The 25246-nt window shown below is 65.6% G+C and carries 23 protein-coding genes and 1 pseudogene; 14 read left to right on the top strand and 10 right to left on the bottom strand.

What is annotated here, in order from left to right; genetic code table 11:
• Positions 1–664: 664 nt before the first annotated feature.
• The 4 genes from KGR00_RS01865 (at position 665) to KGR00_RS01850 (ending at position 3569) form a co-directional block, all read left to right on the top strand.
• Positions 665–886, top strand: coding sequence for a hypothetical protein (locus tag KGR00_RS01865; protein WP_224417891.1), 222 nt, complete (start codon positions 665–667; stop codon positions 884–886).
• Between the two features lie 155 nt (positions 887–1041).
• Entirely contained in the window at positions 1042–1338 is a 297-nt protein-coding gene (locus tag KGR00_RS01860) for a hypothetical protein (RefSeq protein ID WP_224417892.1), read from the top strand.
• Positions 1339–1472: 134 nt separating this feature from the next.
• On the top strand, positions 1473–2495 hold the full coding sequence (locus KGR00_RS01855; protein WP_224417893.1) for a nucleoid-associated protein: 1023 nt from the start codon (positions 1473–1475) through the stop codon (positions 2493–2495).
• Between the two features lie 75 nt (positions 2496–2570).
• Positions 2571–3569 carry an NADP-dependent oxidoreductase gene (locus tag KGR00_RS01850; RefSeq protein WP_224417894.1) on the top strand — a complete coding sequence of 333 codons (999 nt, stop codon included), beginning with the start codon at positions 2571–2573 and terminating at the stop codon, positions 3567–3569.
• A gap of 40 nt (positions 3570–3609) precedes the next feature.
• Here the strand turns inward: KGR00_RS01850 and KGR00_RS01845 are convergent, their stop codons facing one another.
• Positions 3610–4866 (bottom strand): dicarboxylate/amino acid:cation symporter, encoded by a 1257-nt coding sequence (locus KGR00_RS01845; protein WP_224417895.1) that lies wholly within the window; start codon positions 4864–4866, stop codon positions 3610–3612.
• 36 nt (positions 4867–4902) lie between these two features.
• Positions 4903–5523 carry an NUDIX hydrolase gene (locus tag KGR00_RS01840; RefSeq protein ID WP_224417896.1) on the bottom strand — a complete coding sequence of 207 codons (621 nt, stop codon included), beginning with the start codon at positions 5521–5523 and terminating at the stop codon, positions 4903–4905.
• A gap of 101 nt (positions 5524–5624) precedes the next feature.
• Here KGR00_RS01840 and KGR00_RS01835 point away from each other — a divergent pair, with 101 nt between their 5' ends.
• Positions 5625–6395: an HAD-IIA family hydrolase gene (locus tag KGR00_RS01835; RefSeq protein ID WP_224417897.1), complete on the top strand. Its 771-nt coding sequence runs from the start codon at positions 5625–5627 to the stop codon at positions 6393–6395.
• 46 nt (positions 6396–6441) lie between these two features.
• On the opposite strand, the gene yghU is transcribed toward KGR00_RS01835, so the two are convergent.
• Positions 6442–7311, bottom strand: coding sequence for a glutathione-dependent disulfide-bond oxidoreductase (gene yghU, locus KGR00_RS01830; RefSeq protein WP_224417898.1), 870 nt, complete (start codon positions 7309–7311; stop codon positions 6442–6444).
• 195 nt (positions 7312–7506) lie between these two features.
• On the opposite strand from yghU, the gene KGR00_RS01825 reads away from it, so the two are divergent.
• Positions 7507–7908 carry a hypothetical protein gene (locus KGR00_RS01825; RefSeq protein ID WP_224417899.1) on the top strand — a complete coding sequence of 134 codons (402 nt, stop codon included), beginning with the start codon at positions 7507–7509 and terminating at the stop codon, positions 7906–7908.
• 12 nt (positions 7909–7920) lie between these two features.
• On the opposite strand, the gene KGR00_RS01820 is transcribed toward KGR00_RS01825, so the two are convergent.
• Both KGR00_RS01820 and KGR00_RS01815 read right to left on the bottom strand, forming a co-directional pair.
• Entirely contained in the window at positions 7921–8400 is a 480-nt protein-coding gene (locus KGR00_RS01820; RefSeq protein ID WP_343232801.1) for a VOC family protein, read from the bottom strand.
• A gap of 10 nt (positions 8401–8410) precedes the next feature.
• Positions 8411–10384: a sigma-54-dependent Fis family transcriptional regulator gene (locus KGR00_RS01815; protein WP_224417900.1), complete on the bottom strand. Its 1974-nt coding sequence runs from the start codon at positions 10382–10384 to the stop codon at positions 8411–8413.
• 338 nt (positions 10385–10722) lie between these two features.
• Here KGR00_RS01815 and KGR00_RS01810 point away from each other — a divergent pair, with 338 nt between their 5' ends.
• Together KGR00_RS01810 and KGR00_RS01805 are read left to right on the top strand one after the other, a co-directional pair.
• The gene (locus KGR00_RS01810) at positions 10723–12519 is read left to right on the top strand and encodes an NAD(P)/FAD-dependent oxidoreductase (RefSeq protein ID WP_224417901.1); all 1797 of its coding nucleotides are present in this window, start codon (positions 10723–10725) and stop codon (positions 12517–12519) included.
• Between the two features lie 76 nt (positions 12520–12595).
• On the top strand, positions 12596–13651 hold the full coding sequence (locus KGR00_RS01805) for a 2,3-butanediol dehydrogenase (RefSeq protein WP_224419823.1): 1056 nt from the start codon (positions 12596–12598) through the stop codon (positions 13649–13651).
• A gap of 58 nt (positions 13652–13709) precedes the next feature.
• On the opposite strand, the gene KGR00_RS01800 is transcribed toward KGR00_RS01805, so the two are convergent.
• The gene (locus KGR00_RS01800) at positions 13710–14495 is read right to left on the bottom strand and encodes a hypothetical protein (RefSeq protein WP_224417902.1); all 786 of its coding nucleotides are present in this window, start codon (positions 14493–14495) and stop codon (positions 13710–13712) included.
• On the opposite strand from KGR00_RS01800, the gene KGR00_RS01795 reads away from it, so the two are divergent.
• Positions 14494–14724 carry a hypothetical protein gene (locus KGR00_RS01795; RefSeq protein WP_224417903.1) on the top strand — a complete coding sequence of 77 codons (231 nt, stop codon included), beginning with the start codon at positions 14494–14496 and terminating at the stop codon, positions 14722–14724. The genes KGR00_RS01800 and KGR00_RS01795 overlap by 2 nt on opposite strands.
• A 253-nt stretch (positions 14725–14977) precedes the next feature.
• Positions 14978–16969: a methyl-accepting chemotaxis protein gene (locus tag KGR00_RS01790; protein WP_224417904.1), complete on the top strand. Its 1992-nt coding sequence runs from the start codon at positions 14978–14980 to the stop codon at positions 16967–16969.
• Between the two features lie 70 nt (positions 16970–17039).
• On the opposite strand, the gene KGR00_RS01785 is transcribed toward KGR00_RS01790, so the two are convergent.
• The 3 genes from KGR00_RS01785 to KGR00_RS01775 form a co-directional block, all read right to left on the bottom strand.
• Complete coding sequence (locus KGR00_RS01785; protein ID WP_224417905.1) at positions 17040–17831, bottom strand: PhzF family phenazine biosynthesis protein; 792 nt, start codon at positions 17829–17831, stop codon at positions 17040–17042.
• 148 nt (positions 17832–17979) lie between these two features.
• Positions 17980–18648, bottom strand: a complete 669-nt coding sequence (gene tmpT, locus KGR00_RS01780) for a thiopurine S-methyltransferase (RefSeq protein WP_224417906.1) — start codon at positions 18646–18648, stop codon at positions 17980–17982.
• Between the two features lie 189 nt (positions 18649–18837).
• Positions 18838–19350, bottom strand: a complete 513-nt coding sequence (locus tag KGR00_RS01775; protein ID WP_129139442.1) for a hypothetical protein — start codon at positions 19348–19350, stop codon at positions 18838–18840.
• A 468-nt stretch (positions 19351–19818) separates the two neighbouring features.
• Between KGR00_RS01775 and KGR00_RS01770 the strand changes: the two genes are divergently transcribed.
• Positions 19819–21054, top strand: coding sequence for an MFS transporter (locus KGR00_RS01770; RefSeq protein WP_224417907.1), 1236 nt, complete (start codon positions 19819–19821; stop codon positions 21052–21054).
• Between the two features lie 7 nt (positions 21055–21061).
• Here the strand turns inward: KGR00_RS01770 and KGR00_RS01765 are convergent, their stop codons facing one another.
• Positions 21062–21817, bottom strand: a complete 756-nt coding sequence (locus KGR00_RS01765) for an SDR family oxidoreductase (RefSeq protein WP_224417908.1) — start codon at positions 21815–21817, stop codon at positions 21062–21064.
• Between the two features lie 112 nt (positions 21818–21929).
• On the opposite strand from KGR00_RS01765, the gene KGR00_RS01760 reads away from it, so the two are divergent.
• From KGR00_RS01760 to KGR00_RS01750, 3 genes and pseudogenes are all read left to right on the top strand, one after another.
• The gene (locus KGR00_RS01760; protein ID WP_224417909.1) at positions 21930–22832 is read left to right on the top strand and encodes a LysR family transcriptional regulator; all 903 of its coding nucleotides are present in this window, start codon (positions 21930–21932) and stop codon (positions 22830–22832) included.
• A 615-nt stretch (positions 22833–23447) separates the two neighbouring features.
• Complete coding sequence (locus KGR00_RS01755; protein WP_224417910.1) at positions 23448–24413, top strand: hypothetical protein; 966 nt, start codon at positions 23448–23450, stop codon at positions 24411–24413.
• A 203-nt stretch (positions 24414–24616) separates the two neighbouring features.
• A pseudogene (locus KGR00_RS01750) lies at positions 24617–24829 on the top strand (tautomerase family protein); the annotation flags it as partial.
• Between the last annotated feature and the right edge of the window lie 417 nt (positions 24830–25246).

Below are 25246 nucleotides of genomic sequence, written 5' to 3'. Positions count from 1 at the left end.
CGTGGCACGCCGCCACGCCGTGGCTCTCGATCGGCGGTCGTGGCCGTCCATCCTTGCTCCCGCGCAACCCGACAGGCGATGCCTGGCGATGTTGTCCCTCATCGGCGAGACCGGGCGCGACGCGTCGTGGGAGGTATAGTGTGAAACCACCGGGGCTGTCCAACGCGCCCGGCCGACCGGGACGCCCGAAAAGCGTGCGACACGCGCGAGCCACACGCCGGCCACCCCGGCGACACGCCCCGCGGCGCCCGTCCTGCCTGGGCTGGCGGCGAAGCGATCGCCCCGCGAGCGTAACGGCTCATAGGCGGCCTCGATCCCGGCCATGGGCAATATTCATCGTCCGACCGGGTCGCAAAACCGCCGCCGCACGGGTCCCGCGAATTTTCCGGCGGCGCTCCTTTACGGCGGCCCACGGGGCTTTCTACATTCAAGGGGACCCTCCCACGCGAGGAACCCACCGCCCCCGCTCGTCGGGGTGGCGACAGGGAAGCCGCCATCGATAGCGTCGTCGCCAGGGCATACCGAGACGTCGCACTCAAGCCAGCCTACCTCCGGTCGATATATTGCAAGAGCGTTACTGCCTCGGTGATGGCGGTATGCGGCTGATACGCTCCAGGAACACTGCCTGATCCCCTGGCCGCTGACTTCCGGCGAGGAGCCTCCGATGGATACGTTATCGATGACGATCGAACTGACCGACGACCTGGTCGCGACGACCCTGGCGCGCCGCCTGGCCTGCGCCAAGCTGCGACTCGACCGCCTGGAACGCGACTTTGCGTCGAAGGATGAAAGCGCCCTGGCGGCGGCACGGGTGGAGTTCGCCCTGGCGTCCCGGGCGCTGGCGGATGCGCTCGTCGCCCAGGGCCTGCACGCCTCGGCACCGTGACATGAAGTGACGACTCACTGCCCATGCAGCTCGGCAAGATCGGGCCCACCTGCGCCGAACCGGGATTTTCGCTATGCTGGGCCCGGCAACATCATCAAAGAGGGAGTAGCGGTCACGATCCAACAGTGATTACCAAGCCGATACAGGAGGTTCTCATGAAGGTCTACAAACCTGAGTGGCAATGCACGTTAAGCGTCAGCGACGGGGCAGAAGAATCATCCAGCTGGAAGGAACGCATCGCCTGGCGTCTGCGATCGCTCGCCGACAGGCTGGACGGCGGCGGCAGGACCTTGAAGATCGATTACGACGTCACCCCCATCGTCAGCCGCACTGACGTCGATACCTGTCTCGGCAAGGGATTCGAGGTCACCCAGGGGCTGCTCACCCAGCTCGCCCATCAGGCCGCCTGCGAGGACGTCATGCGCGATGCCAAGGCGGAACTCTACGACTGAACCGACTCCCGGACCCTGGGCCACGTCCCTGCGATCACCCCGCGCCATCCGGCGCGGGGTGGTTCGTTGATGGGCTATTGATCGCCACCCAGGCGAGTTACCATCGCCGCCCCATCCTCAGCCAGGCGAGTGTCATGCCGATTATTCACAGCATCGTCCACCGTATCGACAAGCCCGGGAGCGACGCGCCGGCCAGCCTGGCCAGCGCCTCTGCCGTGTTGACCGACGCGGGCCCCGTGGACGATCTGCTGGCCAGCCTGACCAGCAGTTTCCACGCCAAGGCCAAGGCCTGGGGCTACTTCGCCGAGGACGCCCCGTCGGCCACCCTGGCGGCGATCTTGCCGCGCTATCTGGCCAGCGCCGACGACCACGGGACGCCGCCGGCCGAGGCCTTCGTCGACGTCACGAAAGCGGCAGCGGAGAGCCTGCGGCCCCTGCTCGACGACCACCTGCCCACCGGCGGGCACCTGCTGTTCGTCCACAACCGCCAGGGCGAGGCCGAGTTCCTGACCCTGGCGCTGCTCCACCATCGCGAGGGCTTCGGCATCGACGAACGGCTGGCGGTGGCCCCCGTGTCGCAGCTCAACGTCGCCCAGGCGACGCTCGCCGCGCGCATCGACCTCGGCCAGATGCGTGCCGGCAACTCCCGCCAGTACGTGGCCTACAACAAGGATCGCGGCGGCAAGAAGCTCGCCGAGGGCTTTCGCGACTGGCTGGGCTGTGTGGAGGGCGTGGATGCCACCGGCGAGACCCGCACCCTGCTCAAGGCCTTCAGCGACTACGTGGAAAGCGAGGACCTGCCCGAGGAACAGAGTCGCGAGAAGACCGAGGCACTGATCGACTATGCCAGCGATCAGGCCCGGCGCGGCGAGCCGATCACCCTCGACGAACTCTCCGAGCTGGTCGACGAGCAGCAGCCCAAGGCCTTCTACGACTACATCCGCAACCAGGACTATGGCCTGGCCCCGGAAATCCCCCCCGACAAGCGCACCCTGCAACAGTTCAAGCGCCTGACGGGGCGTTCCGGCGGCGTCTCGATCAGTTTCGACTCGCACCTGCTGGGCAACGGCATCGAATACGACGAGAGCCAGGACCGGCTGATCATCAAGCAGGTCCCCGGCGCGCTCAAGGAACAGATCAAGCAGCGCCAGTCGTGAGCGCTGGTGTTCGTGACATGGCGGCGCATTGCGTTAGGCTGTAAGCCGTTAGCCACCAAACGACAGGCCATTGCCATGGAATCGAACTACTTCACCATCATCGACTACCCCACCGGCATGCCGTCGCGCGACCTGTTCGCGCTACGGCATCGCGAACTGCCCGAGCTGGCCGACGGCGAGGTGCGCATTCGCAACACCTGGCTGTCGGTGGATCCCTACATGCGCGGACGCATGAGCGGCCAGCGCACCTATATCGACCCCTTCGTCGCCGGCGAACCGCTCGACGGCGCGGCGGTCGGCGAGGTGATCGCCTCGCGCGATGCGCGCTTTCAGGAAGGCGACAAGGTCAGCCACGGGGCCGGCTGGCGCGACGTCGCCCAGCTTTCCGGCGAGGCCGTGCACAAGCTGCCCGACCTGGGCGTCCCCGAGCAGGCCTATCTCGGCGTGCTGGGCATGCCCGGGATGACCGCCTGGACCGGCCTCAATCGCATCGCGGACATGCGCGAGGGCGACAACGTGCTGGTCAGCGCCGCCAGCGGCGCGGTGGGCTCCCTCGCCGTGCAACTGGCCAAGGCCAAGGGTTGCCGAGTGGTCGGCATCGCCGGCGCCCCGCAAAAGCTCGAGTGGCTGGAATCGCTCGGCGTCACGCCGGTGAGCTACCGGGGCAAGGATGCCCGCGAGCTCGCCGCCGATCTGCACAAGGCCTGTCCCGACGGCTTCGACGTCTACTACGAGAACGTCGGCGGGGCCTGCCTGGAAGCAGCACTCGACAACCTGCGCCTCGGCGCGCGCATCGCCGTGTGCGGGCTGATCGACAGCTACAACGCCCAAGGCCCCACCCCCGGCCCCAGCAACCTGTCGAAGCTGCTGTTCCACCGGGCGCGCATGGAGGGCTTCATCGTCATGGATCACTGGGACCACTATCCCCGGTTCCTCGAGGAGGTCGGCCCGCGCGTGGCGAATGGCGAGATAAGCTACAAGGAAACCGTCGAGGAGGGCCTGGACGCCACCCCCGACGCCTTCCTCAAGCTCTTCGAAGGGGGCAACACCGGCAAGATGCTGGTCCGGCTGTAACGCGTCCGAGAGGGCGGCCCTGCCGCCCTCTCTCTCCGGGCTAGTCACTCGCCTCGGGGACGGTCTCGTCCGATCGACCGGCGTTGCCACGTTCACTGCGGGCGATGATCGCCGTGCCGACCAGATCGCCGGTGACGTTGAGCGCCGTGCAGCCCATGCCGACCAGCGCGTCGATGGAGGTCAGCAGCGCGACCGTCTCGATCGGCAGTCCCACCTGGGTAAAGACGGTGGCGATCATCACGATGCCGGCGCCCGGCACCCCGGCGGTGCCGATCGAGGTCAGCGTGCCGATCACCACGATCTCGAGCATGCTGGTCAGATCCAGCGGTGCGCCGATCACGTTGGCGGCGAATACCGCCGAGATCGCGATGCGGATCGCCGCGCCATCCATGTTGATGGTCGCCCCCAGCGGGAGGCTGACGCCGTAGATGCTGCGCGGCAGTCGCAGGCGGCGCGCGGCATCGAGGGTCAGCGGCAGCGTCCCCGAGCTGCTCTGGGTGGCGAAGGCCGTGGCCATGGGCGTGCGTGCCTCGCGGAAGAAACCGCCCGGGCGCACCCCGAACAGCCCCATGAGCCCGGTATAGATGACCAGTTGCACCGCCAGGGCGATGTAGAGCACCGCCACCATGTCGCCCAGCGAGAGAATGGTGTCCAGCCCCTGTCGGCCCACCGTCCCGGCGACGATCGCGAACACCCCGATGGGCACGTACTGCAGCACCCCGCCCATCACTCGCAGAGTCACCTCGTTGAGCCCTTCGATCACCCGATAGAGGTGCTCGCCCAGTTCCCGCTGATGTTTTGATGCACGCAGCATCAACAGCGCGATGCCGAAGACGATGGCGGTGAAGATGATCCCCAGCAGGTTGACCTCGGCGAACGCCGAGACGATGTTGTCGGGCACGATGCTCAGCAGTACGTGGACGAAACCCGGATTCTCGGGCACCTCGATTCGCGCGCTCTGATCCAGGGTCATGCCGCTGCCCGGCTCGAACAGCGTGGCCACGGCCAACCCGACGACGATCGCCAGGGCCGAGGTGACGACGTAGTACGCCAGAAGCTTGCGGCCGGTGCGGCCCAGGCTGCCGCGTTCGCCCTGGTTGATACCCACCATCAGCGTGAACAGCACGATCGGCACGATCAGGAACTTCAGCAGCCGCAGCAGCAGCTCGCCGAACGGCGCCAGCCAGGTGGCGGCCGTCTGCCCGCCGACCAGACCGACGATCACGCCGAGTATCAGGGCGAGGGTCACCCGCAGAATCAGCGAGCTGTTCAGGTAGCCCTGCCAGAGTGTCTTCATCGCTCTTTCTCCTCGTCCATGAGTCGCGGCTTGCGCTCAGTCACTGTAGACGCTCGGCGCCCCGGAGCGCTGGAATTCCCGGCACTGGTGAATGTCCACGGCCAGGGTCCGCCCCTCGGAGAGCGGCGGCAGGGCGTCGAGCGCGAAGAAATCGGCGGCGTCGGTCTCGTTGTTGGGCACGAACTCGCCGCCGTCGTCGTCACAGACGTAGAACAACTTGTAGATGTGATCCGGCGAGACCGGCGTATAGGGGTGCAGGCTGCGGTCCTTGAGCATCGCCAGGCGCGGGTTGCTGGCGCGGCGTCCCGCCTCCTCGGCGATCTCGCGCAGCACGCAGCTCGAGGGCCCCTCGTTGACGTCCGCCCAGCCGCCCGGCAGGGTCCAGCGTCCGTCCTTGATCTCGCGCACCAGCAGCACGCGGTCGCCGTCGAACAGCGCGCCGCGCACGTCGACCTTGGGCGTGGCGTAGCCGCGGTCGGGGACGATGAAGTTTTCCACCCGCTCGATCGGCACGTCGCCGAGCACCGCGAACATCTGGTTGGTCAGCGTCTCGAGCTGGCGGTAACGCTCGAGCTCGTACTTGTTGGTGGTGTAGGTCTGCCCGGTCTGGGCGATGGAACGCAGCTGCTTGGCGAAGGCCACCCAGTCGTGAGCCATGGACTTCCCTCTTGCTGTTTCTTCGAGAACGGCCGCGCGGCTGCAGAGCGCCGCGCTTGAACGTATTCTGGACCCATCGACACGACGACAGGACACCCGGCATGACCCAAAGGACGATCGACTGCTGGCTCACCGACATGGACGGCGTACTGATACGCGAGGACCGCGCCCTGCCCGGCGCGGCCGAACTGATCGAGCGATGGCGCGGCCAGGCCGCGCCGTTTCTGGTGCTCACCAACAACTCCATCTATACGCCACGCGACCTGAGTGCCCGCCTGATGCGTATCGGCATCGACGTTCCCGAGGATAGGCTCTGGACCTCCGCCCTGGCCACCGCCGCCTTCCTGCGCGACCAGGCGCCCGGCGGCTCGGCCTTCGTCATCGGCGAGGCCGGCCTGACCACGGCGATCCACGAAGCGGGCTTCGTGATGACCGACGTCGCACCGGACTTCGTGGTCCTCGGCGAGACGCGCACCTATTCCTTCGAGGCGATCACCCGAGCGATCCGGCTGATCGACGCCGGCGCGCGCTTCATCGCCACCAACCCCGACGTCACCGGACCCAGCCCCGAAGGGCCGCTGCCCGCCACCGGCTCGGTGGCCGCCTTGATCACCGCCGCCACCAAGCGCGAGCCCTACTACGTCGGCAAGCCCAACCCGATGATGTTCCGCTCGGCGATGAACAAGCTCGGCGCCCATTCGGAGCGCACCGGGATGATCGGCGATCGCATGGACACCGACGTGATCGCCGGCATCGAGGCCGGCCTGCACACGATCCTCGTGTTGAGCGGGATCTCGAGCCGCGAGGACGTCGAGCGCTACCCCTTCCGACCGCGCGAGATCCTCGACTCGGTGGCGGATCTGCTGACCTGAAGGCCGGACATCGAGCCCGCGTCAGGTGCCGGGCTCGACGAGAACGTTACCGCTGCGCCTCGAGCTTGTCCTGGGTCTTGGTCTCGAAGTCGCTGGCGTCGTGGCGCTCGTGGAGCTGGCTCGACGGCTCGCCGAAGGTGCGGTTGACCATGCGCCCGCGCTGGACCGCCGGACGGGCATCGATCTCCTCGGCCCAGCGCACCACGTTGGCATACGTCTGCACCTGCAGGAACTCGGCGGCATCGTAGAGCCGGCCGAGCACCAGTTGGCCATACCAGGCCCAGTTGGCGATGTCGGCGATGGTGTACGCGTCGCCGGCCAGATAGCGCGACTCCGCCAGCCGCCGGTCGAGCACGTCGAGCTGACGCTTGGTCTCCATGGCGTAACGGTCGATCGGGTATTCGAGCTTCTCCGGCGCGTAGGCGTAGAAGTGCCCGAAGCCACCGCCGAGGAAGGGCGCGCTGCCCATCTGCCAGAACAGCCAGTTGAGCGTCTCGGTCCGGGCACCGTGTTCCCCGGGCAGGAAGGCGTCGAACTTCTCGGCCAGATACAGGAGAATCGAGCCGGACTCGAACACCCGGGTCGCCGGCGTGGTGCCATGGTCCATCAGCGCCGGGATCTTGGAGTTGGGATTGACCGCGACGAAGCCGCTGCCGAACTGGTCGCCCTCGCCGATATCGATCAGCCAGGCGTCGTACTCGGCGTCGTGGCCCTGGGCCAGCAGTTCCTCGAACATTACCCCGGCCTTGACGCCGTTGGGCGTGGCCAGCGAGTAGAGCTGGAACGGATGCTTGCCCACCGGGAGTGCTTTCTCGTGGGTGGGCCCTGCCACCGGGCGGTTGATGCTGGCGAACTTGCCGCCGCTTTCCTTGGGTTCCCAGACTTTCGGGGGAGTGTAGCCGCTGTCCTGGCTCATGAAGCCTCCTGAACGATGTGCGATGTCGGCCGTCATTGTGACCCTCGGCCGACGAGTGTGTCAGGGAAAGATAGCGGGTTAAGGATTTCTGTTCGAGCCATTCCGGGCAGCGGCCCTCGCACGCCGAGTTTGACAAGGCGGGCACCATCAACAAAAATAATAATCAGTCTCATTGAAAAGCGCTATGGCATTCCCATGACGGCAGAACGCTCCCAGCTCTACTACACCTGTGTCTTTCTGCATGTCTCCTTCCAGGCGGTCCAGCGCTCCGTGGCCGCCAAGACGGGAGGTGACGACACCCCCTGCTGGCTGGATGCCGGGCTGCTCCAGATGCTCTCCGGGGAACTGCAACGCTGCCGCCAGGAAGCCGCGCCCTTCGCGGAGGTCGGCGACGCGCTGGATACCGCCATCTATCACTGCGGACTGCTGATGGCACAGTGCCCGGGCGCCGTCAGCCGGCGACTCTGCCAGCATCACCTCGAGGCGATCATGGAGCCGCTCAGACTCGCCGCCGACCGTCTGTCCGGCAACCCCGAACGCACGGTGGCCGGCCCCGCGTCGCCGGGGCAGCGGCTGCGCAGCTGGCTGGGCTGGTAATCGCGCCCGGCGTCACCCGTCCAGCGTCGTCCTGCCCTCGTCGTCGATCGGGAAGAAGGGATTGTAGGCCACCTCCCAGAGATGCCCGTCGGGGTCGGCAAAGTAGCCCGAATAACCGCCCCAATCGGCCTCACGGGGCTCTTTCACCAGGCGACCACCGGCCCGCTGCGCCTCGCTCAGTACCGCGTCCACGTCCTCGCGTCGGCGTGCGTTGTAGGCCAGCGTGATACCGGAAAAGCCACTGCCCGACGTCTCGATCCCGGCATCACGACCCAGGGCATCACGTGGGTAGAGCGACAGGATCAGGCCATTGAGTTGAAAGAACACCACCTCGTCGGCGACGGCCTGCCCGACTCGCCACCCCAGCCCCGTCTCGTAGAATCGGCGTGACCGTGTCAGATCGGCCACCCCCAGCGTGACCAGGCTCATGCGCTGTTCCATGTCCACCTCCTCCTTGGCGTGCCGCGTCTTCTCGGCGGCCGACTCGACCACCGGTCACGCCTCACTCGGTCGGGCATTGTGTCTCGCGGCGATTGGGCGGCACCAGGCCGTGGCGGCGCATGCGCCGATAGACGGTGGGCCGCGATACGCCGAGCCGGCGCGCCACGCGGCTGACGTTCCAGCCGGCATCCTGCAGCAGCGCCTGCAATTCCCGGCCCTCGTGCATCGTCATCGCCGGTGGCGCGGCATCGATGAGCTGCGGCGCGCCGGCCAGCTCGCCCTGACACGTCTCGGGCAGGTCGTGGACGGTGATCTCGTCGCCCTCCACCGTGGCCAGCGCGAAGTCCAGTGCGTTGCGCAACTGGCGAATGTTGCCCGGCCAGGCATAGGCCAGCAGCGCACTCATGGCATCGGCACGCAGCCGGACGTCGCTGCCGCGCTCGGCCACCAGGGCATCGTAGACACAGCGAATCACGTAGTGTCGGTCGGCGCGTTCGCGCAGCGCCGGCAGATGCAGTTGCGCCCCGTTGAGCCGGTAGTAGAGATCCTCGCGAAAGCGGTCACCGGCGATCAACGCGTTCATGTCGCGATGGGTCGCGGTGATCACCCGCAGATCGACGCGCACGGCCTTCTCGGCGCCCAACGGCATGACCTCGCGCTCGGCCAGCACACGCAACAGCCGGGTCTGCAGCGACAACGGCATGTCGCCGATCTCGTCGAGGAACAGCGTGCCGCCGTCGGCCTGCTGGATCAATCCGCGCATGCCCTTGCTACGCCCGCCGGTGAAGGCTCCCGGCAGATAGCCGAACAGCTCGCTCTCGATCAGCGATTCGGGGATCGCCGCACAGTTGACCGCCACGAACGGGCCGCCGGCGCGACTGCCACTGTCATGCAGGGCCCGCGCCAGCACCTCCTTGCCGGTCCCGGTCTCGCCGGTGATCAGCACGCTGACCGCCTCGTTGCGCAGCCGCCGCGCCAGCTTGAGCAGCCGATGCATTGCCGCATCGTCGGCGGCCAGGCGATCCAGCGCCGGCACCGGCGTGGGCGATGACGGCGTGACCCGCGCCGCCGGTCGCCGGCTGCGCGGCTCGATCAGCGTGGCGAAACAGGACGTGTCGCCGGCACGCACGCGAAAGGCGCGAATGTGATCCTCGCGGGTGGCGGGAATGCTCAGCAGCTCGCCGAGTTCGGCGTCGAACAGCTGCGTGACCGCCGGCACCCAGCCCGGTGTCCAGGCCGGCCAGCGGCGCAGGTGTGCCTCGATCAACGCGCGCCCCTCGCCATTGGCGGCGATCACGCTGCCGTCCTCCTCGATGGCGATGAGCCCCCGGCCATTGAGGTGGACGAACTCGCGGGCGGCGTCGAAACGCAGGATCAGACAGTCGCGGTAGCGATGCAGGAAGTAGGCATCCTCGATCATCCGCGCATAGAGGCTGACCAGCGGCAGCCCGAAATTCTGGCTCGCTTGGCTGCGCGGCGATTGCAGGGCGGAGATATCCAGCACGGCGATGACGTTGCCCTGCGGGTCGGTGATCGGCGCCGCCGTGCAGGTCAGGCCGATATGAGTGGCATCGAAGTGTTCGCGTTGGTGACAGGTGATGGCCTGGGCGTCGTGAACGCAGGTGCCCACCGCGCAGGTCCCCGCGTAACGCTCGTCCCAGTCGGCCCCCAGGTAGAGCCCGGCCCGGCGCAGCTCCGCGTCCTGGCCGCGCTGCCCCCGAAAGTCCACGGTAATGCCGCGCCGGTCGGTGAGCAGCAGCACATAGCCCAGCGGCGCGATCTGGGTGAAGAGCTGGTCGACACCGGCACGCGCCACGTGCAACAGCTCGTCCACCGACTCGCGGTGTTCCCTGAGCGCCTGCTGGGTCAGCACGCGTACCGGCCGGGGGCGCCCCGGGTCGAGGCGGTACTCGTCCACGCAGCGCTCCCAGGAGCGCCGGATCACCTCGCGACAGTCGTCCAGGCCACCCGTCTGGCCGGCGCTGAGGCGCACCAGGGTCTCGATATGCTGGCGTTGCTCGTTGCGTAGCGGCATCGCTACCTCTCCACGCCCGCCTTGCCGTGCCGTTCGTCGCCGGCGACGGGCCTTGTCGTTATCCGATCGAACCCCTTTCAGACTATGCCGCCCGGGCCGGGCGTCAATCGGCACTCGCTCCATCCTTGGTCGAGCGTTACAGGTGTAACGCCAGGGCCCGGGCGTTACATGGCAGGTGTCACGTCTCAGGGCCGGAACGAGGTGACTCCGCGACGCCGATCCGACCTATCATCCTTCGCTTTTCAATGAGTTATCGTCGGTTTCGGCCGTGCGCGGAGCGTTGGCACGCTTTCTGCGAGGGCCGGGGTGTGTCACCCCTGAACAAGCGGAGAACAACGATGACGACACGCACGCCAACCCAGGACGCCCAACACTGGCTGGACGACGTCGAGAGCGCGTTGAAACAGCGCGACATCGACGGGGTCCTGGCCCTGTTCGACGAGGAGTGCTACTGGCGCGACCTGGTCGCCTTCACCTGGAACCTCAAGACCCTGGAAGGCAAGGACGCCATTCAGTCGATGCTCAACGCCACGCTGGACGAGACCCGTCCGTCCCACTGGCGGATCGACGGCGAGGCTACCGAGAGCGACGGGGTGACCGAGGCCTGGTTCACCTTCGAGACCGCCGTGGCCCGCGGCAAGGGCCTGCTGCGCCTGAGAGCCGGCAAGTGCTGGACCCTGCTGACCACCCTGCAGGAACTCAAGGACCACCCCGAGCCGCTCGGCACGCGCCGCCCCAAGGGAGCCGAGCACGGTGCCGACAAGTCGCGCGAGACCTGGCTGGAGGCACGCCAGCGCGAGGCACGGGAACTCGGCTACAGCCGCCAGCCCTACTGCGTGATCGTCGGTGGCGGCCAGGGCGGCATCGGCCTCGCCGCGCGCCTGCGCCAGCTCGACGTGCCGACCCTCGTCGTCGACAAGCATCCGCGCCCCGGCGATGCCTGGCGCAATCGCTACAAGTCGCTGTGCCTGCACGATCCGGTATGGTACGACCACCTGCCCTACCTGCCCTTCCCCGACAACTGGCCGGTGTTCGCGCCCAAGGACAAGATCGGTGACTGGCTGGAGATGTACACCCGGGTCATGGAACTCAACTACTGGAGTTCCACCGAGTGCGAGAGCGCCAGTTTCGATGAGGCCAGCGGCGAATGGACGGTGCACGTCGACCGCGACGGCGAGCGGATCACCCTCAAGCCCAAGCAGTTGATCCTGGCCACCGGCATGTCGGGCGTGCCCAACGTGCCGCACTTCCCCGGTGCCGAGACCTTCGAGGGCGAGCAGCAGCACTCCAGCCAGCACCCGGGGCCGGATGCCTACCGCGGCAAGAAGGTCGTCGTGGTGGGGGCCAACAACTCCGCCCACGACATCTGTGCGGCACTCTGGGAGAACGACGCCGACGTCACCATGCTGCAGCGCTCCTCGACCCACGTGGTGAAGTCCGACTCGCTGATGGAACACGCGCTCGGCCCGCTCTACTCCGAGGAGGCGGTGGCCAACGGCATCACCACCGACAAGGCGGATCTGATCTTCGCCTCGATTCCCTACCGACTGTTGCCCGACTTCCAGCGCCCCGCCTTCGACGCGATCCGCGAGCAGGATGCCGACTTCTACCGGCGTCTCGAGCGCGCGGGTTTCATGCTCGACTTCGGCGATGACGACTCCGGGCTGTTCCTCAAGTATCTGCGCCGCGGCTCCGGCTACTACATTGACGTGGGCGCCTGCGAACTGGTCGCCGACGGCGAGATCAAGCTGCGCAGCGGGGTTGGCATCGAGCGCATCAACCCGCGCTCGGTGACGCTCACCGACGGCAGCGAACTGCCCGCCGACCTGATCGTCTACGCCACCGGCTACGGCTCGATGAATGGCTGGGCGGCGCGCCTCATCTCGCAGGAGGTCGCCGACAAGGTGGGCAAATGCTGGGGACTGGGCTCCGCTACCACCAAGGACCCGGGCCCCTGGGAGGGCGAGCTGCGCAACATGTGGAAGCCCACCCAGCAGCCGGCGCTGTGGTTCCACGGCGGCAACCTGCATCAGTCGCGCCACTATTCCCGCTATCTGGCACTGCAGCTCAAGGCGCGCATGGAGGGTATCCCCACCCCCGTGTACGGCCTGCAGGACGTCCATCACCTGGCCTGAACCACTACGGGCCGGAACGCGAGTCCGGCCCGCCCAACGACACCAGCGAGGTCCTATCATGAACCATGCTTCCACCATGCAGGCCGCCGTGTGGTACCGCGCCCGCGACCTGCGCGTCGAGTCGGTCGACGTGCCCACCCTCAGCGATCCGCACCAGGTCAAGGTGAAGGTCGCCGCCTGCGGCATCTGCGGTAGCGATCTGCACGAGTACGCCGCCGGACCGATCTTCATCCCGGTCGACGCACCGCACCCGCTCAGTGGCCAGCGCGCACCGATCATCATGGGCCACGAGTTCGCCGGCGAGGTGGTCGAGGTGGGCGAGGCGGTCAGCCGCGTCAAGCCGGGCGATCGCGTGGCCATCGAACCGATTCTCTCGCCGAACCGCGATGGCGCTTATCTGATGGAGCGCTACAACCTCAGCCCGCAACTGGGCTTTCACGGGCTCTCCGGTGGCGGCGGCGGCTTCGCCGAGTACACCGTGGTCGGCGAGCACATGGTGCATCGGCTGCCCGATGGGCTCTCCTACGAGCAGGGCGCCCTGATCGAGCCCGCCGCGGTCGGCCTGCACGCGGTGCGCCAGAGTTCGCTCAAGGCAGGCGACAGCGCGGTGGTGTTCGGCGCCGGGCCGATCGGACTGATGGTGATCGAGTCGCTCAAGGCCGCCGGCGCGGCATCGATTCACGCCGTCGAGGTCTCTGCCGCGCGCAAGCAGCGCGCCAGCGACCTGGGCGCGATCGTGCACGACCCCAGCGAGGGCGACATCGTCGAGCGGCTGGCGGCGGCAAGCGGCGGTGGCTTCGACGTCGCCTTCGAGGTCACCGGCCTGCCCGCCGTGCTCAACCAGGCGATCGCCAGCACCCACGCCGGCGGCGAGACGGTGATCGTCAGCATCTGGGAGTCGGAAGCGGCGATCCACCCCAATCAACTGGTGATCCAGGAGCGTACCCTCAAGGGCATCATCGCCTACCGGCATATCTACCCCGCGGTGATCGCGCTGATGCAGCAGGGCTACTACCGTGCCGAGGACCTGGTGACCGCGCGTATCGCCCTTCGCGACGTGGTCAGCCAGGGCTTCGAGGCGCTACTCGCCGACAAGGCGCAGGTGAAGATCCTGGTCGACCCCAGCACCTGAATCGAGCCCCGGCAGGCGCGGCCTCGACACGGAGTACGAGGCCGCGGCTTTTCCGTTCTCAGAATTCGCCGCTACTGCAGGTTTTCTTGCCGTTATCGTATCGACACTCCGTCCACTGGACCTTCATCGCATCGCTCTTGGCGGAGGTCCACGCGAAGTGGATCGTCCGGTCCAGGCGGCCGTCAAGCGTATCGCGCTGGGTATAGGTGCCGGAGCAGTCCGGACGCTCGAGGAATTGAATGGTATCGCCATTGCTGCTTTCGGCCCGGTAATGCTCCGTGCCGTCGGCATCCCGTGTCAGTTGTTGGTCGGTGGTCTCGCCGCCCTTGGTCACCGACATCGTGACCGTGTTGTAATCGCTGTCTCCGATGGTCATCCGGTATACGCTATCGTCCTTCTGGCTCCGAATGACGTAGCTCAGTTGCCCATCGTCCATCGTCACGTCTTCCAGCGTCGCCTTGCCGCCGAACGCCATCGACATGCCTTCACAGCCGTTTTGCGCATACAGGTCGTGATTGCACAGGGCGGTGGCCAACGAGAAGAAGAAACTGTTCATGGGCAGCAGAGCGAATACCCCCATCATTCGTGCTTCATCCATCTGCGCCCCGAGCGCCTCCATGGAGGTGGCATCGCCGGGATCTTCGAGCCCATCCGTCTTTTTCTCCATTACCGGGTAGGTGGGGGAATCCAGCGATACGAAGGGCGCCCCATCGGCCGGATCGAAGTCCGGCGCGAGGCACGCCTTCAATGCCCGTTCCCCCACCTCCGCCGAGACATTCAGGCTGGCGCCGACGATGCCCATCAAACCCACGGACAACAGATGGCGTATTGTCGGTTTGTTCATGATGATCCCCACTCTGATCGACGTTAAACGATCGGCAAAATCTGAAGTGCAAAATATAATCACTGCGAATAACGTCATGCAATGGAGCCTTCGGGGCAATACCGTGGTGCGAGGCGTCTACGTTGACCGGGGCGATATTATCGACGCAACGATCGCCCATGCACCGGCACAGCACGGCCATGACGCCATGCGTGCTCAAATGCCAGCAGAGTCTCTATTTCGCCAGTGACGCGGACGACATCGACAGCCTGAGGCGGGAGTGAGGGTATCATCGCCGGCACGACGTCGATGCCGACTGGCTCGACCGACGACGTCCGCGAGTCTCCGCTGTCCGCGTCGCACCTCAATCGATTTAAGCTTCAACGACGCCGGCCGATAACCCCCCACAACAGACAAACAACACCCGTCACAACAATAAACACGCCTCTCCCTACCGCTATCTCCAAACGCTGAATCAGCTGAATCAATAGGGAACATCTCTCATGAGGCATGTCATGCAGCACCTCTCGATGAAGTGCAAATTCCTGCTGGTGCTCGCGCTACCCATCCTGGCGATGCTCTATTTCGCCGTCAGCGGAGCGATCGAGCGCCAACGCGTAGCGACGGGTATGGATCGACTCTACACCTTCACCTCGTTGGCCCAGCAGGCGGGCAATCTGGTTCACGAGCTGCAGCGCGAACGCGGGATGACCGCCGGTTTCCTCGGCAGCCAGGGAAAAAGTTTCGGCGATAAGCTGCAAGCGCAGCGCAGCGCCTCCGACCAGCGGGCCGAGCGCCTGCTCGACACCCTGGCCGCGATCGACCGTGGGCAACTCAGCCAGAAAGCCGTAGAAAGCATCACCAAGGCGGAGAAGGATCTCGGCGAACTCTCCGCCATGCGCCAACGCGTGGACACCCTGCAGGTCCCGCTGGCGCAGGCCCTGACCTACTACACCGGGATCGACGATGCCCTGGTGAGGCTGGCCGGTCAGCTCGCCCACCAGACCGCCAATGCCGACATCGCCAGGCGCCTGACCGCCTACTATGAACTGCTGAAAGCCAAGGACCTGGCAGGAATCGAACGCGCCCTGCTGGCCAATACCTTCGCCGCCGACCGGATGACGGACGCCACCTACGACCGCTTTCTGCGCCTGTTGGGCACCGAAGCCGCGGCCCTGGACAGTTTCCAGGTGCTGGCCCGCCCGACACTCGTCGAACGCTACCGTCAGGCGCTTTCCGGCCCCGAGATCGATCGCCTCGACAAGCTGCGCCAGCTCGCCATCGAGCGCGCCGACCAGGGCAACTTCGGCGTCGATCCGCAGCAGTGGTTCGACTGGCAGACCGTCAAGCTGGAACGCCTGAAGCAGGTCGAGGACGCGGCTTCGTCGGGTATTCTCGCGCAGGCCGATCAGTTGCGGACCACGGCACGCAGCGACCTTTGGGTTTACATCGCCGTGGCCCTGGGCGTTCTGCTGCTCACCCTGACGCTGGCGCTGCTCGTCGTACGCAGCATCCTCGGGCCGCTGACGCGTAACCTGCAGGCCATCAACGCCCGCGGCGGCGATCTGACCCAGCGTCTCGATGCCGCCGGTAGCGACGAACTGGCCAACCTCTATCAGGCCTTCAATCGCGCCACCGAGGAAACGGAAACCCTGGTCGCCGGTATTCGCAGCAACGCCCGATCCATCGATCTGGCCAGCGGCGAGATCGCCCAGGGCAACCAGGACCTGGCCCAGCGCACCGAAGAGCAGTCGGCGTCGCTGGTGGAGACCGCCTCGAGCATGGAACAGATGACCTCGACCGTGCACAACACCGCCCAGCATGCCGCCGAGGCGCGCACCCTGGCCACGCAGGTCGCCGAACAGGCCGTCCAGGCCCAGACCGTCGCGGATCAGGCACGCGACGCCATGCAGGCCATCCATACCGCCAACCAGACCGTCGCCACCATCGTCGGCGCCATCGACGGCATCGCCTTCCAGACCAACCTGCTGGCCCTGAACGCCTCGGTCGAAGCCGCCCGCGCCGGCGAGCACGGCAAGGGGTTCGCGGTGGTCGCCGACGAGGTGCGCCAACTGGCCAGTCGCAGTGCCGACGAGGCCAAGCGGATCCGCGACCACATCGCCCATAACGTCGCCACCATCGACAGCGGCAACGACCTGGTCTCGACGACTCACGACACCCTCGCCGAGATCGTCGCGCGCATCGAGAAGGTATCGTCACTGGTCACGGATATCTCGCATGCCGCCACCGAGCAGTCCGGTGGTATCGAGCAGATCAATCAGGCCGTGGCACAGCTCGACGAGGTCACCCAGCAGAACGCCGCCCTGGTCGAGCAGGTCGCCGCCGCCAGCCGCTCGCTGAACGAGCAGGCCAGCGACATGGTGGTCAGGGTCGAGCATTTCACCGTCGGCGACGACGGGCGGCCGATGCCCGCCGCGCTCCCCCAGGCACGCGCCGAACGCCCCCGCCGCGAGGCACTCGCGGAAGCCTTCTGAGCGCGGGCCGGTCAGGCGACGACGCCTGGCCGGCCACCTGTCTCATCCCGGCCGTGGGGGCGGACGACACTCAAGGGCCGGTCGCGATCCGGATCGTGCCCCGCAGATAGGGCGCCACCCGGCCGATGAGAATCACCCGCTCGCCCGCCATCTCGCAGCTCAATTTCCCGCGACGACGCCCGCCCTGCCGCGCGGTCAGCTGCGTCCTGCCCAGCCGCGCGGCCCAGTACGGCACCAGCGAGGTATGCGCCGAACCGGTCACCGGATCCTCCTCGACCCCCACCTTGGGGCCGAACCAGCGCGTGACGATGTCGAAGTCGTGCCCCGGCGCGGTAACCGCCACACCACGCCCGGGTAGCGCCATCAGACGGGTCATGTCCGGGATCACGTCATCGACGATGGATTCGTCCTCGACCACGACGAGCAGATCGTCGGCCATCATCACCTCGCCACGCTCCAGCCCCAGGGCGCTCAACACGGCCTCGGACGGCACCATCGTGCGGGGATGCCTGGCCGGAAAATCCATCGCCAATCCCGCCTCGTGGCGATGCACGCGCAATTCGCCGCTGCGCGTCATGAACGCCAGGGTATCGGCGGTATCGCCCAACTCGTTGAAGATCACCCATGCCGCCGCCAGCGTGGCATGACCGCACAGGTCGACCTCCACCGTCGGCGTGAACCAGCGCAGCCGGTATCCCGTCGCTTCCCGCACGAAGAACGCGGTCTCGGACAGGTTGTTCTCGGCCGCGATGGCCTGCAGCGTGGCGTCATCCAGCCACTCGCTCAGCGGGCAGACGGCGGCGGGGTTGCCCTCGAAGGGGCGGGAAGCGAAGGCATCGACCTGAAAGAGGGGAATTTCCATGAGGGACTCTCGAAGGGACTCGGGGCACTCATTCTACCCATAGCCTCGTTCGAGTGCTGTCGAGCGTGTCGACGCACCCGGGCGTGCCATGGGGCCGACTGTGGTGACAGGCCTGTCGAGCCACAAGACCTCGCAGTGCCGGCGACGCTCAAACGCCACGTCCGCCTGAGGGTAGCAACTGCCAGGCCACTTCCACGAAGCGGGTCACCCCGGCCTCGCGAAATGCCGGCTGATGGGCGATCACGTCCTTGCGCGACAGTTCTGCCAGGGCATGGGGGCCGGTATAGAGCCGCTCCAGCTCGTCCGGCAGCACCGGGAACGGCGGGCCGTCCATCTCGCGGGGGTCGTATTCGAAGCTGATCAACAGCTGCGGCGCGTCATCCGAAAGCGACGACACCTGGGCGACATAGCTCTTGCGCATGGGGGCCGGCATCGCCACCAGTGCCGCCCGATCGTAGACCAGATCCACCGCCCCCACCTCGCCGGGTTCCAGCGCGAAGATATCACCCTGGAAGACCGTCAGGTCGCCGTGTCGAAAACACCGTCCCCCCTTCCAGGCCTCGATATGCGGCTCGACGCCCAGCTCGACGAACAGCTCACTCACCGCCCGTTCGCTCAGCTCGGCACCGATCACCCGGTGGCCCTGCGCCAGCAGCCAGCCGATATCCAGCGTCTTGCCGCACAACGGCACGAAGACGCCCGCGACTTCGGGCAGGTCATAGGCAGGGAGATATCGCGTGAGAATCGGGTGAACGAAGGGCAGATGAAAGCCCAACTGGCCCTTGTGCCAACGGTCGTGCCAGAACGCCTGCTCCATGTGCGGGACTCCGAATGCCGGTAGGAAGAATCCCGATTATGGCGAATCCGCTCCCGGAAGACACTCACGCCGCCGCCGTTTCGACCGGCCTGAAGACCTCGCCGACAGCGCGGATCGTCACCCACTCCATGGGAGCACGGCCCACAGAAAAGCCCCGCCGAAGCGGGGCTCATGCGACGCCTCGGACGATCAGGCCTGTCCGATCAGCACGAGTTCGTCACGCAGACGGCTCGGCACGTCTTCCAGAAGGACGATATTCAACGCCCCTTCATCGGCGGTGGACGTCGCCAGCTCCTGGTGCAACTCGGCATTGATCTCATTGGGAGACAGGTTGTACATCGCCCCCGTCATGGGATCCACGACCAGCCAGCCGATCAATCCGCCGAACAAGAGATTACCGCCGATATACCAACCGTTGGCCGTCGAATCGATCGTCAAGGTCCGCGCTTCGTAACCCGCCTTGGAAATCTCGACGGTATAGGTCTTGCCACCGAAATAAGAGCCGTCCGACTTCTTGAGCTGCGTCGTGGTTGGCGTGGTGCCGGAAAAAATCGTCTCGCCCCGTTCGTCGGTAATGACGATATCGGCATCGGCAGGCTGACTTTTCAGCGTAATGGTCTCGTCACGGTCACCGACAATCGTTGCGCAGCCAGACAGCATCACGGCGCCAAGCACGGCACCAATAATGAACTTTTTCTTCATGATTCCCTTGCGTACTTTTTTGATTGGTCAAAACGAGCGCGGCATCCTGCCACAGACCACCCTGAAAGCAAACAGGAATTTTATGGTTCTTTTTCCCGGATTAACCCGGGTTATCAAACCCCATTAAGCATCGGAAATATCTTACAGGATTCCAGGACGTTTCCCATTGACAAAACAGCATGAACGGCAACTCAATCGAAAAAATCGCCAACAAGGAAACGCCGACAAGGCAGCAAGAAAAAGACGGTCTATCGCCCGACAGCGAGGCCATGGCGTCCATCACCGCCCACTTCGCCCCGAATCACCGTCGCGATTCTGATAATCTAGACCCCTTGACGCTTCACGACGCTGGCGTCGATCGGACCGATGCCGGCCGCCACACGGGCACAGCGACGCGCCCCGTCCCAGACAAGGAGTCCACGCCATCCCCATGCCGTCCCGTCGTCACGTTATCGCCATCCGCCAGCCATGAGCGACACCCGACTCTTCCGCTCGTTGCGGATCTACAACTATCGCCTGTGGGCCGCCGGCGCACTGATCTCCAACACCGGCACCTGGATGCAGCGGGTGGCCCAGGACTGGTTGGTGCTCACCGTCTTGACCCAGCACAACGCCAGCGCCGTGGGCATCACCATGGCCCTGCAGTTCGGGCCGCAACTGCTGCTGTTGCCGCTGACCGGCTATGCCGCCGACCATTTCGACCGACGCCGCCTGATCCTGCTGACGCAAGCCCTGCTGGGCCTGCTCGCACTGGGGCTCGGTCTGGTCACCGTCACCGGCGTGGTCACGCTGTGGCAGGTCTACGCCTTCGCCCTGGGGCTGGGCTGCGTCAGCGCCTTCGATGCCCCGGCGCGCCAGACCTTCGTCAACGACCTGGTGGGCGAGCAGTATCTCTCCAACGCGGTGGCCCTCAACTCGACCTCGTTCAACGCCGCGCGCATGGTCGGCCCGGCCGTGGCCGGCTTGCTGATCGCCGCGGTCGGCACCGGCTGGGTGTTCCTGATCAACGCTGTCTCCTTTGCCGTGGTACTCGGCTCGCTGTGCCTGCTGCGCGTCGACGAACTGCACCGCACCGAGCGACCGCCGCGCCAGGCCGGCGACCTGACCGAAGGCTTCCGCTACGTCTGGCGGCGCCGGGACCTGATGGCAATGCTGCTGATGCTGTTCCTGATCGGCACCTTCGGCTTCAACTTCCCGATCTATATCTCGACCATGTCGGTCAGCGTCTTTCACGGCGACGCGGGGCAGTATGGAATCTTGACCTCCTGCCTGGCGGTCGGCTCGGTGGTCGGCGCGCTGCTGGCCGCCCGCCGCGAACGCCCGCGCGTACGCCTGCTGTGCTTCGCCACCCTGAGCTTCGGCATTTTTTGCGCCGCGGCGGCGTTCGCCCCCAACGAATACCTGTTCGCCGCGGCGCTGACGGTCATCGGTCTCTCCGCATTGACCTTCATGACCGCTGCCACCGCGCTCATGCAGCTCGCCACGGCCCCCACGATGCGCGGGCGCATCATGGCCCTGCGCATCGCGGTGACCATGGGCGGCACGCCGATCGGCGCCCCCATCGTCGGCTTCATCGCCGATCATGCCGGCCCGCGCTGGGCGCTTGGCGTGGGCGCTGCGTCGGGTCTCGTCGCCGCGTTAATCGGCGCACGACTGATGCTGAGAATGCGCCGACAGCGCCAAGCGGCCCCAGATCGAACCTGAAGGGCGCTCACACCATGCCGCCGTTGACGCGCAGAATCTGGCCGTTGACCCAGCGCCCCTGGGGCCCGGCGAGAAAGGCCACGACATCGGCGATCTCCGCCGGCTGGCCCAGGCGCTCGAACGGCGACAGGGCGGCGATGTTGGCGACCTGCTCGTCACTCTTGCCGGCGAAGAACATCTCGGTGGCGACCGGCCCCGGGGCCACGGCGTTGACGCTGATCCCGCGCCCGCGCAGTTCGTTGGCGAGCACCCGCACCAGCCCCTCGACGCCGGCCTTGCTGGCGATATAGGCGCCATAACCAGGGAACGACTTGCCGAGTACCGACGAGGAGAAGGCAATGATGCGCCCGCCTTCGCTGAGGCTCTCGGCGGCCCTGGCCATCACCAGCCAACTGCCGCGCAGGTTGGTCGCCAGGGTGCGGTCGAGAATCGCCAGGTTGTCGCTGGCCACGTGGCCCATCTCCAGTACCCCGGCGCTGTTGACCACCACGTCGAGACGGCCGAACGCCTCCCGCGCGGTCGTGAACAGCTGTTCCACCGCCGCCGGGTCGGCGATATCGGCCTGTACCGCCAGCGCCCGGCCGCCCGCGGCCTCGATCTCGGCGACGGTCTCCTCGGCGCGCCGGGTATTGCCGGCATAGTTGACCACCACGGCGAAGCCGTCGGTTGCCAGCTTGCGTGAGACGGCGTAGCCGATGCCGCGGGAACCGCCGGTGACGATGGCCACCCTTTGATCGGTGTGTGGCGTATTGGCATGACTCATGATCGGGCTCCTCGGGAAAGTGTGTTGCCTGTGGAACCAGTATCGAGATTCATCCAGGGAAAATAATTGCCGCTATACTGGCAACACCATTCAGCCTGACATAACAATTGCCATGGACCGCTTCGACGCCCTGACGCTGTTCACCCGTATCGTCGAGACCGGCAGCTTTACCCGCGCCGCCAACGGCCTCGACATCCCCCGGGCCACCGCTACCCTGGCCATCCAGCAGCTCGAAGCGCGCCTGGGCGCCCGTCTGCTGGCGCGCACCACGCGTCAGGTACACCCCACACCGGAGGGCGCGGCCTTCTACGAACGCTGCGTGCATCTGCTCGCCGAACTCGAGGAGGCGGAGGCGGCGCTGGGCCCGGTCGCCGCAAGCCCGACCGGCACCCTGCGCGTCGAGATGCACGGCGTGCATGCCCGGCATATCGTGCTGCCACGCATCCAGGCATTCCGCCACCGCTATCCAAAGCTCGACGTGGTGCTGACCAGCGGCGACCGCCGGGTCGATCTGGTCGGCGAAGGCATCGACTGCGCCCTGCGCGCCGGAGAACCGGCGGACTCCAGCCTGGTCGGCCGCCGGCTCGCCGAACTGCCCCAGACGATCTGCGCCAGCCCGGCGTATCTGAACCGGGCCGGCCGGCCCCGTCATCCGGACGAGCTGACGCAGCATCAGGTAGTGCGTTTCTTCTCCGGCAGCAACGCTGCGGACGACACCCTCGATCTGCTCATCGACAGGCGGGTACAGGGATTCGCCGCCGGCGGCTGGCTCACGGTCAACGACGCCGGCAGCTACGTGGAAGCCGCCCGCCAGGGTTGCGGGCTGATCCAGTTGCCGCGCTTTCACATCGAGGAGCAACTGGCCCAGGGCGTGCTCGAAGAGGTGCTGGGCGAGTGGCAGAAGCCGAGCCTGCCGCTGTGGGCCGTCTACCCGCAGCGGCGCCAGCTCGCCGCTCGGGTGCGGGTGTTCGTCGACTGGGTGAGCGAGCTCTACACGGCGCGCTTTCCCGCCTGAGCGGGTCACATACCGGCCAGGTTAGCGGCGCAAAGGTAAGCACCGAATACCGTCAGTTTCACTTCACCGCCGGCAGCGCCGCCGAGGCCGACATCGGCTCATCAACGGCGACCGGGCCGATCCAGGTCATGGTGGAAAGCCTCCCACGCTACGATCAACGTCACGACTCGGCGGGAGCGTTCATGCAGCTCGGCCTATGTGCCAACGCTACGGTGCCGTTCTTTGACAGCCATCCGGTAACATATTTTTCAGACCCTCACTCCAGCATGCCCAATCGAGGTCGATGAGCTTCCCATGCCCGTCGAATCGAGGATACGGTGTCATGTTCAAACTCTGGCCGGTATGGCTATAGCCCACAAAGGTGTAACGAAGCTCGCCCTCGATCGGGTAGACCATAGAAAAATTCACTTTTGCCCTCCATCCAAGAATGGCTTTTGATCATGATCAGCAACGGATCTACTGCAGATCTCGGATGATAAAAAACCATCGAGCGACCGGCGCAATATGCAGGTACTGAGTCGACCTGAAGTTATGATACCTATTGCCCCATTGAATTCCACAAGGTATAGGACACTCCATGTTCAGCCACAGTGATAGAGTGCGGAGGAACCGCTGATGAAACGAGAAATATGGATAGCACTCATGAGCTTATCGGCTACGCAGATAAGCTGGGCAACACCGGCAACGCAACGCCTGCCCGAGGCGATGGTCATGGTTGCACCGCCACTCGATAGCGTCGGCAAAGGCCTTGAAATCCAGCGTCTCGTGCATGGGCAGTTCAAGCAGGACGGAGACCAAGCAGTGGCAGTTCTGCATCTCATTCGACGCCCACTCGGGCAATCGCCGACTTGTGAGCCAGGCACTGAAGGCTGCTTGCCCAACGTATCAGATGCACTGACGCTGAAAATCAATATCGATGATTCTGACTCACAGCATACGCTGCCATCTGACACTCGCGGTGAACCTATTACCACTTCCAGCTCCAGACGAACTCCCATTTTCCGCGAACTTTTCCAGCGGCTCGCCATTGAAAAACTCGACATCCGGCACCGAGGCGACACCTGGATGATAACTCCCGAGGGCGGAGTAACCACGATATGGCAGCCAATGAGTCTCGAGCAGGCATCGAGCGCCTCCTATTTCGCCGAAATCCTGGGGCCGCCTGTTCATGAGATCGAGCAGTGCGTCGCCTCTCAACTGGCTGACGTTCTTGCGGCCGAATCTCCCACCGCCGCCCAGCGCTACCTGCTCGATGCTGTCTCGGTGAATGCGGACGTTCAACGTCTAGACGGCAATGAGAACTCGACTCGCTATCGGCAGGCCCTAAACGTCGAGTTTGCGTCCCAGTTGCTGAGCAGATCGGCAGACGTTCCGGACAGCCCCGCTGCCTTCGTCTCCACCTCGCCATACAACGCCCTGTCGCAAGACTCCGAGTCGCGCGCATGGCTGATGGATAACTTTTCGCGTATCGAAGGCGCCGCTCGATACTGGCGCCGACTCGATCGACTATCCCATGACGTTGCACCGGGTGCCCAGTCACGCATCATCTGTAACGATCTGGTGACGCTGGACTCGCCCTGAACGCTAAAAACTAGTCTCATGAGCCATCGAAACACGGCATGGGTTACAAAACACCATACAGCTACTTTTTCGGCCTGCAGCGAAAAATTGCCAATGTGCATCTTACAAAGTTAATACTTATGCAAGCCAGACGGGCATATCCCTTCAACTCAGAAAGCGTTCCTCTCTTCGTCGTTGAGCTACAGTAGGATGAAGCCGATTTCGACTGTAGCTCCCACTATCTCGGCTTCATGCGAAGTCAGGACTTGGTGATCATCCAGATTACCTTCAGCAATCCCCGCAATTCGACTCAAAAACAGGCGCTCTATCAGCGCCTGCCGCTGTGGGCGGTCTACCCGCAGCGGCGCCAGCTCTCGCCGAGAGTGCGAGTATTCGTCGACTGGGTGGTGGCGATCTATGGGGAGTGCTTTTCCTGAAGCGAACGTCATACCGCTGGCACGGCTTTCCCCCGATCTTCAATACCGCTCACTCGCTGTGATCTCTCGGGAGGCCGCTCATCCGCAGCCTCCGGCCTCGCCGTTTCCGCTACCGTGCCTGCTGCTCTGACGCATGCCGATGATTGCGCCTCGAACGTTCCACATCCCGGCCGGAATTGACTCAATATCACACGGGTTCAAGACGCCCCCGGGATGTGGTCCTCCGGCATCACGAACATGCCGGCTACCCCGGACGCAGGAGATTCTCGCCGCCCATCAAAGCAGCCAGCGGCGAATATCGGTGAGCACCTGACCCAGATACGCGGTGAAGCGTGCCGCATCGGCGCCATTGACCGCACGGTGGTCGTAGGACAGCGACAGCGGCATCATCAGCCGCGGCTGGAAGGCCTGGCCGTC

This window comes from Modicisalibacter sp. MOD 31.J (genome assembly GCF_020147985.1).
In the GTDB taxonomy this organism is placed as follows: Bacteria; Pseudomonadota; Gammaproteobacteria; order Pseudomonadales; family Halomonadaceae; genus Modicisalibacter; species Modicisalibacter coralii.
Note: the sequence above shows the minus strand (reverse complement) of the source record. Positions and strands in the feature narration are given on the sequence as shown.

Coding starts and splice junctions, on each gene's coding strand:
- tmpT (WP_224417906.1), bottom strand. CDS start 18,648: ATGGAGCAGGCGTTCTGGCACGACCGTTGGCACAAGGGCCAGTTGGGC.
- KGR00_RS01810 (WP_224417901.1), top strand. CDS start 10,723: ATGACGACACGCACGCCAACCCAGGACGCCCAACACTGGCTGGACGAC.
- KGR00_RS01805 (WP_224419823.1), top strand. CDS start 12,596: ATGCAGGCCGCCGTGTGGTACCGCGCCCGCGACCTGCGCGTCGAGTCG.
- KGR00_RS01790 (WP_224417904.1), top strand. CDS start 14,978: ATGAGGCATGTCATGCAGCACCTCTCGATGAAGTGCAAATTCCTGCTG.
- KGR00_RS01855 (WP_224417893.1), top strand. CDS start 1,473: ATGCCGATTATTCACAGCATCGTCCACCGTATCGACAAGCCCGGGAGC.
- KGR00_RS01850 (WP_224417894.1), top strand. CDS start 2,571: ATGGAATCGAACTACTTCACCATCATCGACTACCCCACCGGCATGCCG.
- KGR00_RS01815 (WP_224417900.1), bottom strand. CDS start 10,384: ATGCCGCTACGCAACGAGCAACGCCAGCATATCGAGACCCTGGTGCGC.
- KGR00_RS01835 (WP_224417897.1), top strand. CDS start 5,625: ATGACCCAAAGGACGATCGACTGCTGGCTCACCGACATGGACGGCGTA.
- KGR00_RS01840 (WP_224417896.1), bottom strand. CDS start 5,523: ATGGCTCACGACTGGGTGGCCTTCGCCAAGCAGCTGCGTTCCATCGCC.
- KGR00_RS01865 (WP_224417891.1), top strand. CDS start 665: ATGGATACGTTATCGATGACGATCGAACTGACCGACGACCTGGTCGCG.
- yghU (WP_224417898.1), bottom strand. CDS start 7,311: ATGAGCCAGGACAGCGGCTACACTCCCCCGAAAGTCTGGGAACCCAAG.
- KGR00_RS01785 (WP_224417905.1), bottom strand. CDS start 17,831: ATGGAAATTCCCCTCTTTCAGGTCGATGCCTTCGCTTCCCGCCCCTTC.
- KGR00_RS01860 (WP_224417892.1), top strand. CDS start 1,042: ATGAAGGTCTACAAACCTGAGTGGCAATGCACGTTAAGCGTCAGCGAC.
- KGR00_RS01845 (WP_224417895.1), bottom strand. CDS start 4,866: ATGAAGACACTCTGGCAGGGCTACCTGAACAGCTCGCTGATTCTGCGG.
- KGR00_RS01770 (WP_224417907.1), top strand. CDS start 19,819: ATGAGCGACACCCGACTCTTCCGCTCGTTGCGGATCTACAACTATCGC.
- KGR00_RS01760 (WP_224417909.1), top strand. CDS start 21,930: ATGGACCGCTTCGACGCCCTGACGCTGTTCACCCGTATCGTCGAGACC.
- KGR00_RS01795 (WP_224417903.1), top strand. CDS start 14,494: ATGATGATCCCCACTCTGATCGACGTTAAACGATCGGCAAAATCTGAA.
- KGR00_RS01825 (WP_224417899.1), top strand. CDS start 7,507: ATGACGGCAGAACGCTCCCAGCTCTACTACACCTGTGTCTTTCTGCAT.
- KGR00_RS01800 (WP_224417902.1), bottom strand. CDS start 14,495: ATGAACAAACCGACAATACGCCATCTGTTGTCCGTGGGTTTGATGGGC.
- KGR00_RS01765 (WP_224417908.1), bottom strand. CDS start 21,817: ATGAGTCATGCCAATACGCCACACACCGATCAAAGGGTGGCCATCGTC.
- KGR00_RS01775 (WP_129139442.1), bottom strand. CDS start 19,350: ATGAAGAAAAAGTTCATTATTGGTGCCGTGCTTGGCGCCGTGATGCTG.
- KGR00_RS01755 (WP_224417910.1), top strand. CDS start 23,448: ATGAAACGAGAAATATGGATAGCACTCATGAGCTTATCGGCTACGCAG.